The organism is Bacteroidales bacterium, from assembly GCA_013141385.1.
Classification (GTDB): domain Bacteria; phylum Bacteroidota; class Bacteroidia; order Bacteroidales; family Tenuifilaceae; genus UBA8529.
The window spans coordinates 101,789-118,612 of the sequence record JABFRB010000011.1; the positions used below are offsets into that span (position 1 = coordinate 101,789).

10 protein-coding genes are annotated in these 16,824 nt (G+C 30.3%); all 10 read left to right on the forward strand.

All coding sequences use genetic code 11. From position 1 onward, the window contains the following. The first annotated feature begins 9 nt into the window (after positions 1-9). The 10 genes from HOO91_06340 to HOO91_06385 all read left to right on the forward strand — a co-directional run bounded on the left by HOO91_06340 (position 10) and on the right by HOO91_06385 (position 16,702). Positions 10-858, forward strand: a complete 849-nt coding sequence (locus tag HOO91_06340) for a 3-hydroxyacyl-CoA dehydrogenase family protein (GenBank protein ID NOU17161.1) — start codon at positions 10-12, stop codon at positions 856-858. A 62-nt stretch (positions 859-920) separates the two neighbouring features. Beyond that, positions 921-1,955 carry an HAD-IIIC family phosphatase gene (locus tag HOO91_06345; GenBank protein ID NOU17162.1) on the forward strand — a complete coding sequence of 345 codons (1,035 nt, stop codon included), beginning with the start codon at positions 921-923 and terminating at the stop codon, positions 1,953-1,955. A gap of 63 nt (positions 1,956-2,018) precedes the next feature. Then, positions 2,019-2,726 (forward strand): methyltransferase domain-containing protein, encoded by a 708-nt coding sequence (locus HOO91_06350; GenBank protein NOU17163.1) that lies wholly within the window; start codon positions 2,019-2,021, stop codon positions 2,724-2,726. Positions 2,727-2,753: 27 nt separating this feature from the next. Beyond that, positions 2,754-2,999: an acyl carrier protein gene (locus tag HOO91_06355; protein NOU17164.1), complete on the forward strand. Its 246-nt coding sequence runs from the start codon at positions 2,754-2,756 to the stop codon at positions 2,997-2,999. Positions 3,000-3,001: 2 nt separating this feature from the next. Further along, entirely contained in the window at positions 3,002-4,138 is a 1,137-nt protein-coding gene (locus HOO91_06360) for an acyl-CoA dehydrogenase (GenBank protein NOU17165.1), read from the forward strand. A gap of 245 nt (positions 4,139-4,383) precedes the next feature. After that, a complete protein-coding gene (locus tag HOO91_06365; protein NOU17166.1) occupies positions 4,384-5,022 on the forward strand; it encodes a class I SAM-dependent methyltransferase in 639 nt (212 codons plus the stop codon). Positions 5,023-5,069: 47 nt separating this feature from the next. Further along, positions 5,070-7,427, forward strand: a complete 2,358-nt coding sequence (locus HOO91_06370) for an FtsX-like permease family protein (protein NOU17167.1) — start codon at positions 5,070-5,072, stop codon at positions 7,425-7,427. A gap of 283 nt (positions 7,428-7,710) precedes the next feature. Then, the gene (locus HOO91_06375) at positions 7,711-12,228 is read left to right on the forward strand and encodes an amino acid adenylation domain-containing protein (protein ID NOU17168.1); all 4,518 of its coding nucleotides are present in this window, start codon (positions 7,711-7,713) and stop codon (positions 12,226-12,228) included. Between the two features lie 189 nt (positions 12,229-12,417). Then, positions 12,418-14,115: a radical SAM protein gene (locus tag HOO91_06380; protein NOU17169.1), complete on the forward strand. Its 1,698-nt coding sequence runs from the start codon at positions 12,418-12,420 to the stop codon at positions 14,113-14,115. Positions 14,116-14,122: 7 nt separating this feature from the next. Then, positions 14,123-16,702 carry a non-ribosomal peptide synthetase gene (locus HOO91_06385; GenBank protein NOU17170.1) on the forward strand — a complete coding sequence of 860 codons (2,580 nt, stop codon included), beginning with the start codon at positions 14,123-14,125 and terminating at the stop codon, positions 16,700-16,702. The last annotated feature ends 122 nt before the right edge of the window (positions 16,703-16,824 follow it).

The window sequence follows — 16,824 nt, forward strand, 5'->3', positions numbered from 1 at the left end:
TATAAACACATGAAAAAGGTTGCTGTAATAGGTGCAGGAGTGATGGGTTGCGATGTTGCAATTGATTTAGCCTTTTATGGATACGAAGTTATCCTTAAAGATATCAGCCCTAAAGCACTAGATAATGCAAAAGGTATAATAGAAAAGAACTTCCGATTCTTTAAAATGATGAAAAGTGATTACAAATCAGTTGAAGTTTCGAACATTCTAGAAAAAATAACATTTACATCAACTTACAGTGAATTTAAGAGTGTTGATTATATTGTCGAAAATATTAATGAAAATTTAGAAAGTAAATTAGCATTATACGCTGAACTTGATAAGGTCTGTAGTGAAAATGTGCTCTATTTTGTGAATACAAGTTGTATATCAATTACTAATATTGCATCAGCTGTAAGAAATTGTAAAAACGTAATTGGTATGCATTTTATGAATCCAGTACCTTTAAAGGAATTGGTTGAGGTTGTTAGGGGATTTCATACATCGGAAGATACCATTGGAGTGGCAAAGGAGTTTGTTAAATCGCTAAAAAAGCAATCGGTTGTAGTAAATGATTATCCGGGATTTGTTGCAAATAGATTATCACATCTATTTATGAATGAGGCTGCATTCTTAATTCAAGAGAATGTGGCTAAGCCCAATGAAGTAGATCTAATTTTCAAGAAAGGGTATGGTCATAAACTAGGACCACTTGAAACAGCAGATTTAATAGGACTGGATACAGTTGTTAACTCTTTGGATATATTATACCAAAGTTATCAGGATCCAAAATTTAGATGCTGTCCTTTGCTTAAAAAGATGGTTAATGCTGGGTTATTAGGTAGAAAATCAGGAAAAGGATTTTATGAATATTCTTGATAGAATAAATTTAATATCGTGTAATTAAATTCTTTATAATTAGAATATAAAATTGTAATTCAATGAACAAGAAAGAAGCTAAATGTATTGTTTGGGATCTTGATAATACAATTTGGGATGGTATATTATCGGAAAATAGCAATGTTTCTTTGAAACCAGAAATTGAGAATATAATTAAAGAATTAGACTCTAGGGGGATTCTACATTCAATTGCTAGTAAAAATAATTATAACGATGCAATGAATAAATTGAAAGAGTTTGATTTGGATCAATACTTTTTATATCCAGAAATACATTGGAGTACAAAATCCTCATCAATATTAAATATTCAAAAAAATATAAATATTGGTATAGATACTATCATATTTTGCGATGATCAGCCTTTTGAAAGAGATGAAGTATCTTCAGTATGCCCTGATGTTGAATGTGTGGATGCAGCAGACTATTTAAATTTATTGGACATGAATCGCCTCAAACCCAAATTCATAACAGAGGATTCAAAGAGAAGGCGATTAATGTACCAGGAAGATATACAAAGAAAGGTTGAGGAGGAGAATTTTAACGGTCCGAGCGAATTATTCTTAGCATCATTAAAGATGAAATTTATAATTTGCGAGGCGGAAGAGGAAGATCTAAATAGAGCAGAAGAGCTTACGGTTAGAACAAACCAACTAAATGCCACTGGAATAACCTACGATTATGATGATTTAAACTTTTTTAGAAAATCTAAAGACCATAAATTATTGGTTTGTGAATTAATTGATAAGTATGGATCCTATGGCAAAATAGGATTAGCATTAATTGAATTAAACAAGGAGAGTTGGCACTTAAAATTATTTTTAATGTCGTGCAGGGTTATATCTAGGGGAGTAGGTACCGTATTCTTATCCTATATTTTATTTGAGGCTAAAAAAGCAGGTGTCAAATTTTATGCAGATTTTAAAAAGACTGATAGGAATAAAATGATGTATGTTAGTTATAAGTTTGCTAATTTTAAAGAGATATCAACTGATAGTGAGGGAAATGTTGTATTTGAGAATGATTTAACCACTATTCAAAAATATCCAAATTATATTGATATTGTAATTAAAAATTAATCTTTTTACATATTCGATTGTAATTTAAAAGATTAAAGTAATAAACTTTAATAGACCAATGAAATGTATATAACAAAAAGTATTACAGGTGATATTGGTGAGAATTTTAATTGGAATGAATATTTTTCCTCAAAGTCTATGCCTTCCGATTCCCCTTCTCAAATATTTGATATCATTCAAGCGGTTAAAAAACACCTTAAAGAGGGCGGATTTAATATGACAATTGCTATGAATAGGGTTATGAATATATTATTAAAGGATATAAAAATTCATGAACCTAAAGTCTTAGAGTTAGGTGCTGCTACAGGATTTTTTACAAAATGGATAATTAGCAAGTATGGTGGCAAAGGTCTTTTAATTGATAATAATTATTCATCATATGAAGCATTTTGCAAGGACAGCAAAGTAATTCAGGATCTTATTTCATATAAAGTTGAAGATATTTTTAAGCTAAAACTTGAAGAACAATTCGATATTACTTGTAGTTTTGGGTTAATTGAACATTTTGTAGATAAAAAGGAGGTATTGGATGTTCATAAAAAATATTTAAAAAATGATGCACTATCAATAATAATAGTCCCTTTAGATAGTCCACTTACCAGAACATTTTTTGAGGTACACCCTGAACTTAACCTTGGTTATAGAGAATTACTAACCGAATCAGAATTTACCAGTATATTGAGTTGTAATGGATTTCAGGTTATAAATACTGCTATTACTTCAGGATATGTTTATGATTTTATTGCAGCTGCATGTAAAGCCAATAACTAATAAATGATTAATTAATAGATAATTAAAATGGAGATCAAAACTAAGATTAGAAATTTTATTAAGGCGAACTTAATAATTTTTGACGATGACGTTGAATTTACTGATAGTGATAACATTTTTGAAATGGGATTTGTAAATTCTTTGTTTGCTATGAAATTATTAAATTACATTGAAACTGAGTTTAAAATATCCATTGATAATAGTGAAATGGAAATATCAAATTTCAGTTCTGTAAACAACATTGAGAGACTCATTGAAAAACTTAATAAGTAAATATGGATACTTTAGATTTGCAACTGCAATTCTTATTGGAGGCAGAGCAATTTGCTAATGTAGAAATCCGCCCTTTTGCTTCACAATTCGAAGAAAATGAATGTCTCCCAAAGGAGTTAATAAAAAAAATGGCCGAAAAGGGGTATCTGGGTAGCTGTTTCCCTCAAAAGTATGGAGGACAGGGATTGAATGCCGTTAATTATGGTAGGTTAACAGAGATAATAGGTAAAGCAGATCCTTCTGTTCGCGGATTACTAACGGTAAATACCTCATTAATTGGTGAGGCAATTATTAAATTTGGAACAGAGGATCAGAAAGATAAATGGTTACCTGCTATTTCTAAAGGCGAAAGAATAGGTGCATTTGCTTTAACAGAACCTGAAGTTGGAAGTGATGCAAGAAATATAAAAACAAGTTATAAGAAGATAGGAAGCAAGTACGTTTTAAATGGTAAAAAGAAATGGATTACACTAGGTGATATAGCTGATTTTTTTATTGTTATAGCCTCAAATGGTTCAAGTGTAACAGCATTTATTGTTGAGAGAGAAAATGGCGTGATAACGAAACCTATTAAAGGATTACTTGCTGGAAGAGCTGCTCATGTTGCTGAAGTTGAGCTAAATAATGTAGAGGTTGGTGAAGAGTCTATTCTTGGAAAAGAGGGAAATGGATTTTCGTATATAGTATCAACTTCTCTTGATTATGGACGTTATAGTATAGCATGGGCTGGTTTAGCGATAGCTCAAGAGGCATTAGATGCGATGGTTTTATATGCAAGAGATAGGATCCAATTTGGGAAAAAAATATATACCTACCAGCTAATTCAAAAAATAATAGCAGATTCATTAACGGATATTCATGCTGCTCGTGCATTGTGCATAAATGCAGGGGAGATGAGAGATCAAAGAGCTCATGATGCTATTATGCAAACGACTATAGCAAAATATTTCACATCAAAAATTGCAATGACCATAGCGGTTGATGCTGTTCAACTTCATGGGGGGAATGGATGTTGTAATAAATATCCTGTTGAGAGATTGTTTAGAGAAGCTAAAATTTTAGAGATTATTGAAGGCTCCTCACAGATGCAGGTTGAAATAATCTCAAAGTATGGATTGCGAAAATACTATAAAATATAATATGTTTAACATTTACCTATTTATAGCTAAGTCAATCTACTACATCAATTTTGTTTTGATTTTTTCAAATTAATAAGAAAGATAATTTGAAAAAGAATAGTAGTAGTTTCATTAAATTACTTTCTTCTTGTTCTTCCTACACACCATACCGAAAATATTTCTATTAAATTAGACAATTGATGTTTTATAAAAAAACTTTGGTTGATATTCTGAAATTATTAAGTCATTAACAACCTTACCTAAAAATGGATGATAAATTATTTGCCAAACAACTAAAAAAACCTACGGGTAATATTGGCAAACATGTTGGGAATGTAATGAACGATATAAACTTGTTCATGAATTCTTTTACATTTAAAAGTATGAATATTAAAAATAATGATAGAATACTCGAAGTTGGTTTTGGTAATGGTAAATTCATTCAGAATATATTAGAAAAGGCCGATAATGTTACCTATAAAGGTATTGAACTATCAGAAACTATGATAGAAGAGGCAATAATTAGAAATCAATCCTTAATCAATAGCGGAATTGTTGAATTAAAATTGGCTAATGTATATAACATACCATTTGAAAAAGAAACATTTGACAAAGTGGTTACAATTAACACAATATATTTTTTTGAAAATATTGATGCTGCAATCAAAGAAATAAGCAGAGTTCTTATAAAAAATGGTAGTTTATGTATCTCAATAAGAACAAAAGAAAAATTTCAAAATGTCAGTTTTTCTCAATATCTTACTAACCTTTTTGATTATAATGAGCTCGAAAGCATATTATTAAGTAATGGATTTGAAAATATAAAGAAGGAGTATTGTATTGAACCGAACTCAGAGAACAAACTTGATGTACTTTGTATATTAGCAAATAAGAGAGTAGAATAGAAGCCTAAAAGATTTAGTTAAAATATTAATTCTAAACCGTAAGTAATATGATTAAAAACTATTTTACAACAGCTTTTCGGAATATATTAAAATTTCGATTTCATTCTGCGATAAACTTTATTGGTATTGCAATTGGAATGGCTGCCTCATTACTGATTTTTATTTGGATTAAATATGAAATGAGTTTCGATAAATTTCATAAACAACTCGATAATATATATCAAGTATCAATAGTATGGCATACTCAGAATAGGGAGTTGGAATCATTCGATACAAACTATGCTTTAGCACCTGTTCTTAAAGATAAATTTGCGGATGTTGTTGAATCGTCAAGTTATGAACGAATTCGGATGCGAATAAAAATAACATCAAATGAAGAATTAAAAACATTTTATGAAGACGATCTAATTTTTACAACCCCATCTCTTTTTAAGATATTTAACTTTCCTGTACTTACTGGCGATTATGAAAAACAATTACTAGCTCCAAATGTTGTATTCCTAACAAAACATATAGCCTTAAAATACTTTGGTAGTCTTGATGTTATTGGTAAAAGTATTTCAATGGGGTCTGCGGATTATCCTGATGCAAATTATACTATTGGAGGAATATTAGAAGATTGTCCTGAAAATTCTTCAATAAAATTTAACATTGTAGCATCCTATAAAACTCTTGATGGTCTATTTCAAAGATTCGTTGAAAATTGGCATGGTGAATATGGTGATACTTATATAAAACTTAGGGATGGAGTTAATATAAAGGACTTTAATAAAAGAATAAGTGAATTTTACCAAACGTTACAACAACCTGGTGTTATTAAATCATTAAAAGTCTATCCATTTAAAAGAATTCATTTGTTCACACCTCGTGGCGCTGGAAATATTCAAAGTATTTTAATATTTATAATGATAGGAGTGTTCATTTTAGCAAGTGCTTGTATTAACTATATAAACATGTCTATAGTACAATCAATTTCTCGAATGAAGGAAATTGGTGTAAGAAAAGTTAATGGTGCTGGGAAAATGCAAATAATAAAACAATTTATTACAGAATCCTTTTTATTATCTTTTGTCGCTATTCTATTAGCCATACTGTTAATCCGTCTTTTTATGCCAGTATTTAATGAGTTAACGGGTATTAATTTTAATATACTTAATAGGATAGACGTATATTTTTATTTATTTATTATTGCACTAATCACTAGTATTGGTGCAGGATCGTATCCTGCGTTTTACTTATCTTCTGTTAATGTAATCAAATCATTTAATAATACTACTGCATCGAAAAGTACATTAAGAATGTTTTTAGTAATTGTACAATTTATTACTTCCATTGTTTTAATTGTAAGCTCTGTTATTGTTACACAACAGTTGAACTACATTAAAAACAAAGATTTAGGAATAAATACCAAAAATGTCATTGCTTTTCCGTTGACGGGAGATAGAAGGAATTATGATTATTTTAAAGCCCAACTTTTAAAGGAAGAGGGTGTACTTACTGTTACATCCGCATTTTTCTTGCCTAATAATATTGAACTTTCAGATAATCAAGTTGAAATATATGGACGATCGGATATCCAAAATGTAAACGTGAATTTCAATTGTGTAAATTATGATTACATAGAAACAATGGATATAAAATTAGAGCAAGGTCGTGCTTTTTCAAAAGACTATGCAAGTGATGAGCGAAGTGCTATATTAAATCGCAAAGCTGTTGAACTATTAAATTTGAAAAATCCTATAGGCCAGAGATTTAAAGTTTGGGGATGGTATGAAGGTACTATAATTGGAGTGTCTGATAATTTCCATTTTGAATCTCTTAAAAATAATATAAAACCCATATTTTTAGTTAAAGGTATTGAAATTCAATTTGATAATATTTTGATTAAAATATCTCCAAATAATATACCTCGAACCATTAAAAAGATTGAAGAAACCTGGAAAAAATTGAACCCTGAATATCCGTTTGTCTATTCATTTATTGATCAAAAATTCGAGGAAATGTATAAATCTGAACAAAGAATGGGAAAAATATTTAGCTATTTTACTTTTATAGCAATTATAATATCATGCCTTGGATTATTTGGTCTGGCATCTTTATTATCCGTCCAAAGAGCAAAAGAAGTGGGTATTAGAAAAGTTTTAGGGGCTAGTGTTGGAAGAATTACAACCATTATGACAATGAGGTTCGTTAAATGGGTTGTTATTGCAAATATACTGGCTATACCAATTGCATATTATTTTATGAATAAATGGTTACAATCATTTTACTATAAAATTAGCATAAGTATATGGGTATTTATTATTGCTATTATAGTTTCAATATCTATAGCAGTAATTTCAGTAATATTCCATACCCTGCGATCTGCCAATGTAAACCCGGTTAATGTGTTAAGCCAGGAGTAATTAAAAAAACACATTATTTATCTTAAAAGTTTAATTATTATATAATAATTAAATTCTATAAGGACATTCAACTTGGTTTGGTGAAATTCTTTGATGAGTTCCATTTTAGATGGTCATATTTTTTGTTTGCAGTTTGGCTATTATGTAAACAATAGTGTTGATTAAATAATAGTGTTTATTAATTCTAATCGGAGGAGCATCATATCTATTTTCATAAACAAGATTTGCACAATAATTATTTAAATTATATTATTTAGAAAATATAGTTTTCCTAGATTTTGAAATGAGTACAAATATCAAAATAGAAAAAACTAATATCGAAGATATATATGGATTAACTTCTTTACAGGAGGGAATGCTTTACTATTACCTCAAGAGTAAAGAAGAAAAAGCCTATTTTGTTCAATTATCATTAGATATTATTGGTTCTGTTGATATCGATTTATTATCGAAAGCATGGCAACATGTTGTTGAGACAAATGAGGTATTAAGAACAATTTTTAGATGGGAAAATATAAGTAAATCTATTCAGATTGTATTAAAAAAGTCAAAATGTGATATATTATTTGTTGATTTATCATTTCACGATTCAAATTATAGAAACCAAGAATTTGAAAAAGTATTAATTAAGGATTATGAAGAATCTGTAAAACTCGACGAAAACCCAATTAAACTAACCCTATGTAAAATAGGAGAGAGTAATTTTAAATTAATTATTAGTAATCATCATATTTTATATGATGGCTGGAGTAATGGTTTAATTATTAGTGAATTAATAAATAATTATGAAGCTTTAATAAGAGGAGAAATAATTAAGCAAATAAGTAAAACTAGATTTAAAGAGTTCATAAAAATAAACAATTTAAAATCTTCAATTGAATTAAATTATTGGAAGAACTATTTAAATGACTATAGTGATTTTAAGACAATTCAAACAAAAAATAGTATTTTAAATGCAAATACTAATGAGATAATTAAAATATCCATTGGAGAGGAGAGTAAGCAACTACTAAAGAATATTTGCGATAATAATAATGTCACAATAGCCGATATACTCTATACCTCATGGGGAATATTATTAAACCGATATTCAGGGAAAAATGATATTCTTTTTGGCACAACCATATCTGGGAGGAATGTAAAGCTCAAAGGGATTGAAAATATGGTTGGGCTATTTATAAATACAATTCCTTTAAGGTTAAATATATTATCAAATCAAAGTATATTAGATGTCATTAACGAAATTTCTGCGAAAATACGAGAAAGAGAAAAATATGAGAATGTCCCATTACAATCAATACTAGAAGTTTCCGGATTAAAAGGAGAGGATATTTTTGAATCAATATTTGTTATTGAGAACTATCCGATAAGTAAAACTAGTTTAAGTGATAATTTTGTAATTAACTCTTATTCTATTAGAGAGTCAACTAACTATAAGTTAACAATTAGTGTACTGCTAGGTGAGAAAATTGAAATATGTTTTAAATATTCCCCACGGAATTTTGAGAGAATATTGATCGAGAACATCTCAAAACATTTCTTAAAGATAGTTGATTATATTATTAATAGTAACGATACTATTATAGAAGATCTGAACGTACTTTCGGATTCAGAGAAAAAGCAACTTTTATTTGAATTTAATAATACTAATTCAGAGTATCCAAGGGAAAAAACGCTATACCAACTATTCGATGATAATGCTGCAAGATTCCCGGACAGGGTAGCCGTTGTTTACAATGATTGCTATTTAACCTTTAAGGATCTAAAAGCGAAATCGAACCAAGTGGCAAAGTTACTTGGAACATATGGCTTCCAAAAGAATTGTTGTATAGGTTTGGCTGTTGATAGATCTGTTGAGATGATCATAGGCATTCTGGGAATATCTAAATCTGGGGGAGCCTATTTGCCAATTGATCCAACGTATCCCCAAAAAAGAATAGAATACATAAAAAAAGACGCAAGTATAGATATTACTTTAACTCAGAGCAAATTCCAAAATAAGGTTGAAGGTATAGAGCATAAAATATATTTAGACTCTCCATCCATCTTTGCAGGAGAACAGACGGGTGTGGCAATAGACGCTGAGAAGGGCGAGTATGCATATATTATTTATACCTCTGGCTCAACTGGAGAACCTAAGGGAGTTTTGGTTGGGCATAAGGGTGTTGTCAATTTAATATATTCAATAGATAAAGATGTTTACAGTTTAAAGCCTGAAGTTCAAAATGTTTCTCTTGTTTCTCCCATATTTTTTGATGCATCTGTAAAACAAATATTTCCATCACTCGCTCTAGGTCAGTGTTTAATTATTGTTCCTGAAGAATTACGTACAGAGGCTAAAGGACTTTTAGAGTATTATGCACGTAATAATGTAAATGTTGTGGATGGTACTCCAATGCACCTACAAATGATGTTGCAATTTAGGGATGAACTTGAAAAATTGAAAAGTGTCAGAAATTTTCTCATAGGAGGCGAGGAACTTAAATTGGAGATTATAAATGAATTATTTAATTCATTAAAAGGGATTAATTTCAATATATTAAATGTTTATGGACCAACTGAGGGTACTGATATTACAAGCATATTCAAGTATAGTAGAGAAAATATAGGTGATTATGAGTCGGTTGTTACAGTTGGAAAACCCATATCTAATGTACAAACCTTAATTCTTGATTCACATTTTAGACCTCAACCACTTGGTGTATTCGGGGAACTTTGTGTAAGTGGTGATAATCTATCTTATGGATATTTAAATAACCCAGAATTAACATTTAAAAAATTTGTGGAAAACCCCTTTGAAAAAGGGGGTAAAATGTTTAGAACTGCTGATTTGGCAAGATGGTTGCCCGATGGGAACATTGAACTATTAGGACGCATTGATAATCAAGTAAAAATAAGGGGTTATAGGATAGAACTGGGAGAGATTGAAAACGTGTTAATCAAGAATTCAGAGGTAAAATCCTGTGTTGTAAGTGTTTATCAAAATAATGTCGATAAATATCTTTGTGCATATATAGTTGCTTCTAAGGGCTTTGATGTTGATAATTTACGAAACAACCTAATTGGTCAACTACCCGAATATATGATTCCTACATATTTTGTAAGGTTAGATGAACTCCCTCTTACTAATAATGGAAAAGTAAATCGAAGAGCCCTCCCTTCACCTGAAATTGTAGCAGGTAATAATTATGTTGCTCCATCAAATGATATTGAGGTTAGATTGGCTAATATCTGGTCTGAAATTTTGAATATACCATACGAATCAATTAGCGTTAATGCAAACTTCTTCCATATAGGAGGACATTCACTAAAAGCAATGGCATTAACTTCTAAAATAAATAAGGAGTTCAATGTAAAAATAAAATTATCCGAGATATTTAGTCAACCAACATTAAAAGGAGTTGCAGATACAATTCATAGAACCCATAGGGAGGTTTATAAGATTATTCATAAAGTTGAGAAAAAAGAGTATTATAACTTATCATCGGCTCAAAAAAGAATATTTGTTATTCAGAAAATGAATGGCTCAACCAATATCTTTAATATTCATGCAGCATTTAAACTCGAAGGAAAGTTGAACATAGATATTCTTGAGGAGTCATTAAAAAGCATAATTAAAAGGCATGAAGCATTAAGAACATCATTTGTAATAGCCGATGGCAATCCCGTTCAAAGAATACATGATTTTGTTGATTTTAAAATAGAGTACGATAATATTCAAAATGAAGATAAAATAAATCATCGAGTTGTTGATTTTATTAAACCCTTTGACTTTTCAAAGCCCCCATTGTTAAGAGTTTTGTTAATTAAAATGGAGGATGAAAAGTTTATCCTTGTAGTAGATATTCACCATATCATCTCTGATGGAGTGACCTCAGAAATAATTGCGAATGAATGGTTAAAACTTTATGAGGGCAGTAATATTGCAGAGCCTATATTCCAATATAAAGATTTTTCTGAATGGCAGAATAGTAAGTATTATAAAGAGTTAATTAAAAAGCAAGAAGATTTTTGGCTGAACGAGTATAAGATATTACCTCCTTTAATTGATCTTCCTTTGGATTATAAAAGAGGCGAAGTGAATAAATATCAAGGTAACTTTATTGAATGGACTATAAATAAAGAGGTAACCAAAAAAATTAATAATTTGATTGTAAAGTCAGAGGCAACAATGTTTACGGTTTTACTATCAGTTTACTATGTTTTAGTTTATAAATACACTAATATAAAAGATATTGTAATTGGTTTTCCTGTTACAGGCAGGAATGAAAACTCATTTAATAACACTCTAGGGATGTTTGTTAATATGTTAGCCATCCGCAATAGAATAGATGGTAACTGGAAATATTTAGTGTTCCTTGAAGCAGTTAAGAAGAGAGTTTTAAATGCTTTGGAAAATCAAGAATATCCGTTTGATGAATTAGTAAATAGGTTGGGACTGACTGGGGCAGTTGATAGAAATCCACTATTTAATATTGTGCTTGCGTTACAGAATATGGATAAATCAGCGAGAAAAAATTCATCCTTTGAGCTTACTCCATATAACATATTAAATACTTCAGCTAAATTCGACTTAACTTTAAGCGTTACCGAACAAGGGGAGGAACTTCAAATGTATTTAGAATACTCAACCCAACTATTTAATAAAGCAAGAATAGAACAATTTCAGATTCATTTCACGGAAATATTAACTCAGGTAATAGAAGCAGATGTTATAATTGATGAGATACAATTTTCTGGCATCTTACCAAAGATTAAGACTAAGGATATTGCTGTTGATACAGTCGATTTCAATTTTTAAAACTGCTTCTAAAAAACAATTAATTATTAAAATATAAGTTTGTCTATTTTGATAATAGAATCAATTCAATTTACATTAATAATTCATTAACTACCTCATTAATAGTGCCATTTTTTGATATAATGAAAAAAGCACTTGCGCTTCTTACAATTTTGAAACACGGATATTTAAATAAGAAAAAATACCTATATGCCTAATCCAAATTATCAGAAAGTACTACTTCTGATGCCCCCCTATTGGGATCCATTGATTCCACCTCAAGGTATTGCTACCATAAAAAGGATGCTTGAGAAAAATAATTTCAATGTAAAAACCATTGACTTGAATATAGATAGTCAGGTCAAAAAATGCTATGAAGATTATTTTGATTGTATAAGAATAATGATTCCAGAGAGTAACTGGGGTAATTTGTATAACATAGGACATGATGTATTACAGAATCATATGTTAGCCTTTGTTAATATTACAGATTACGATGAGTATATCGCTTTGGTTGAGGAAATTGTTTATCATACATTTTTTATCTATCCGAGCAGGGAAGAGTTAATTAATCTTGATGAGATTATTAAAAATTTCTTCTCCTACCTGAAAAAGTATATAGACTCAATTGTGAAAGATTTTAACCCGGGGGTATTTGGGTGTACTGTTAATAAAACACAATTTCCGGCGGCACTATATATGTTTAAAACTGTAAAGGAAATTAATAGTAGTATATTAACCTGCATGGGAGGTGGCATTTTTTCAGACTCTATGGTTGTTGGCTCTCCTAACTATGAAAATATGCTTAAGTATACTGAATCATTTATTGATAAAATAGTATTAGGAAGAGGTGAAATATTACTGTTAAAGATATTAAACGGGGAATTTGAGAACTCCAAAAGAGTATTTTCAAAGGCTGATTTAAGTGAAAGTGATGTGCAAAAATATAAAGCAGACATACCTGATTTATCAGATTTTGATCTGAACTACTATTTGTATGTGGCTGCTACAGCATCCTTTAGCTGCCCATTTCAATGTAGTTTTTGTACTGCCTCAAAGTATTTTGGAGAGTATATAAAGAGAGATATAAATATAGTGGTTGATGATATTTCAAGAATAAAATCAACTTATGGAAAACAGATTTTCTTTATGACTGATGCTTTATTAAATCCAGTTGTAGATGATCTTTCCAGAGAGTTGATCAGACAAAAACTTTACGTTTATATGGATAGTTATTTGCGGGTTGATCCGGGAGTTAATCAGCAAAATACAATTAGTTGGAGAAAAGGAGGATTATACAGGGTGAGGTTGGGTGTTGAAAGTGGTTCTCAGCGAGTACTGAATATAATGGGGAAAAGTATTACAATAGAGCAAACCCGAAATACACTAAAGAATTTGGCAATTGCTGGAATTAAAACAACAACCTACTGGGTTATTGGCCACCCAGAGGAAACAGAAGAGGATTTCCAGTTAACACTTGATCTGATAAGTGAATGTAAAAATTACATCTATCAAGCAGAATGTAATCCATTTAACTACTCATATTACGGACAAGTATCTTCCGATAAATGGGCAAGTATGCAGACGTTACTGTACCCAGAACATGGGAAGAAAATGTTATCGATGCTCCAAACATGGGTACTAAACTGTGAGCCTACAAGGGATAAAACTTTTGATAGAATTTTCAGGTTTACACAGCATTGTAAAAAAATAGGATTACCTAATCCATACTCACTTAACGAAATATATAAAGCGGATAAGAGATGGCAAGGTCTTCATAGAAATGCTGTTCCAGCATTGTATGATATAATTAGCAATAGCGTTAATCATGAAGAGGATAGAGAAAATGTTAAATTAGTACAGTTTGTTCAAACAGAGAACGAGAATATTGTAGAATTCAATTTTTAGTATGGAAATGGAAAAAAATAATAATACCCAGCCAACAGTTTCAGATAGGGAAGTTATTAACGAACAACTTTTCTGGAATAAAATGTTCGATAATTTCTCGGAAAGAATAGTTATTCCCTATGATAATTTTGATGTATTAAATGACTGTAATTATAAAGAGGTTGAGTTTGAATTTGAAAAGGAAAGCTCAGAGCGACTTATCTCTATGAGCAGTAATTCGGATCTTGCTTTACAAATTATTCTTAACGCGTTTGTCATTACTCTTCTTCAAAAATATACATCAAGTAAAGATTTGGTAATAGGAACAACTATTGATAAGCAGGATTTCGAAGGTGAGTTTATTAATACGGTATTACCATTACGTGTGAGGTTTGATTCGAAATTTACATTTAAAAATTTAATTCTTGAGTGCAGAAAAACAATTCTAGAATGTAAAAAAAATCAAAACTACCCGATTGATTCTCTTCTTTATGAATTAAAACTTCAACGCACAGAATCATATTTTCCTTTGTTTGATATTGGTGTTATTTTAAAGAATATTCAAGAGGAATCATATCTTAAAGGGATCTATCCTGGTGTTATTTTTATTTTTAATAGAAAGGAATCTTCTATCCAAATAACTATTAAGTATAATTCATATTTGTACAACGAGTCAAAAATATTTGCAATCAAGGAAAATGTCACTTCTTTAATGACTAATTTAATTTTTGATGTAAATAAACCCCTCAGCAACATATCTTTATTTTCGAAAGAAAGAACTAAAGAACTTCTTAATAAATACAGTAATAAAGCAGATGTTGGAATAAAATGTGAAACCATCCATTTTCTATTTGAAAATCAGGTCAAGAATAATCCGGATAGGGTTGCCATAATTTATGAGGATAAGCAGATAACATATCGTGAGTTAAATACAAAAGCAAATATCATTGCAAAAACCTTGCAGGAAAAGGGGCTTGAAAAAGGTGAAATAGTTGGGCTTGTGTTAAATCGTTCAATTGAAATGATAATTGGAATGTTGTCAGTGATAAAGGCCGGAGGTGTTTATTTGCCTATAGATATTGAAGCGCCTATTAATCGAAAGATTATGATGCTGAACGATTGTAGCGTGAAATTATTAATATCAAATATTGAAATTGACGAAAAACTATCTAATAATTATAATATTACAAGCCTCAATAATATTGAATCAATTACGGATCAATACGCAGATAATTTTGTAAGCATTCACGATCCAAACGAGGCGGCATATATCCTGTATACATCTGGTTCAACGGGTAAACCTAAAGGAGTAGTTATAAATCAAAACTCTGTAGTAAATCAGATAAGTTGGAGGAAAAAATATTTTAACTTAAACGAAAAAGACATAATTCTACAAATATTTTCATACTATTTTGATGGTTCAGTTACCGATATTTTCTCTTCACTGATAAGTGGTTCAACATTAGCAATTGTTCCTGCTGAGAATCGTTTTAATTACGATTTTATTGATAAGATGATTAAAAGACTAGGTATAACCTATACCATAATGGTTCCTCAGCTCTATAAAGCTTGTTTAGACAATTTAACAGAGCCTCCGAAAACGTTAAGAACTGTAATAATTGCCGCAGACAAACCTGCGGTTGATTTGTCTAAGCAACATTTTAATAAGCATGCGGATGTTAAATTATATAATGAATATGGACCAACTGAAAACTGCGTTGTAACTACTGTATACAATATTACAGGAGATGAAATATTTATTGGTAACGAAATTTTTAATTGTAAATGCTATATCTGCAATGATGATCTAAATCTTTTACCTGCCGATTTTTCAGGCGAACTTGTAATTTCAGGTAAAGGTGTTGCACGTGGATATTTAAATCAACCCGAATTAACTGCTTCGAAATTTATTAAAAACGAAAATTTTGAAGAAATTGTCTATGCAACTGGAGATCTTGCTAGGAGAACAACCCTTGGGATGCTTGATTTTATAGGGAGAAAAGATCATCAGGTGAAAATTAGAGGGATTAGAATTGAACTGGGCGAAATAGAAAGTTTACTTGCAAAACATCCATCTATAAAGGAATCTGTCTTAGTTGCGAAAGATGATAATAACGATAAAAAGTTGACGGCATATATTGTAGCAAATAAAGTTTTAGCTGTTGACGAAATTAGAGAATATCTTCTTGAATCGTTACCTGAGTATATGGTTCCATATAATTTTGTGTTTCTCGACGAAATGCCATTGTCAAGCATCGGTAAAGTTGATATCAAGGCATTGCTTCAATTGGATACAAATAACGATCAACTCGTTGTTAAACCTAAAACAGAAATTGAACAAAAATTGGTTGCTATCTGGTCTGAGATTTTAAAGATAGATTATGATAAAATCAGTGTTGATAAAAGTTTTTTTGAGTATGGAGGTAACTCCTTAAACTCAGTCACACTAATTTCTAAGATTCACAATGATTTAAATGTGGAAATAAAACTCGTGGATTTTTTTAAAAATCAAACAGTTCTAAAACTTTCTGAGATGATTGAAGCCTTATCGATAAGTTTTGATGAGATCAAGATTGAGCGGGGAAATGTAAAAAGAATTACAATATGAAACACCCATGTAAGGCAGCTTACAAAAACACAGATGAACAAAACATGGGTGTTTGCCTTCGGCGAGCCCTTCGGTGTTCATCCGCTCGGTAATGATTGTTAGAATATAAATGTAATGAATTG

Coding starts and splice junctions, on each gene's coding strand:
- HOO91_06340 (NOU17161.1), top strand. CDS start 10: ATGAAAAAGGTTGCTGTAATAGGTGCAGGAGTGATGGGTTGCGATGTT.
- HOO91_06345 (NOU17162.1), top strand. CDS start 921: ATGAACAAGAAAGAAGCTAAATGTATTGTTTGGGATCTTGATAATACA.
- HOO91_06350 (NOU17163.1), top strand. CDS start 2,019: ATGTATATAACAAAAAGTATTACAGGTGATATTGGTGAGAATTTTAAT.
- HOO91_06355 (NOU17164.1), top strand. CDS start 2,754: ATGGAGATCAAAACTAAGATTAGAAATTTTATTAAGGCGAACTTAATA.
- HOO91_06360 (NOU17165.1), top strand. CDS start 3,002: ATGGATACTTTAGATTTGCAACTGCAATTCTTATTGGAGGCAGAGCAA.
- HOO91_06365 (NOU17166.1), top strand. CDS start 4,384: ATGGATGATAAATTATTTGCCAAACAACTAAAAAAACCTACGGGTAAT.
- HOO91_06370 (NOU17167.1), top strand. CDS start 5,070: ATGATTAAAAACTATTTTACAACAGCTTTTCGGAATATATTAAAATTT.
- HOO91_06375 (NOU17168.1), top strand. CDS start 7,711: ATGAGTACAAATATCAAAATAGAAAAAACTAATATCGAAGATATATAT.
- HOO91_06380 (NOU17169.1), top strand. CDS start 12,418: ATGCCTAATCCAAATTATCAGAAAGTACTACTTCTGATGCCCCCCTAT.
- HOO91_06385 (NOU17170.1), top strand. CDS start 14,123: ATGGAAAAAAATAATAATACCCAGCCAACAGTTTCAGATAGGGAAGTT.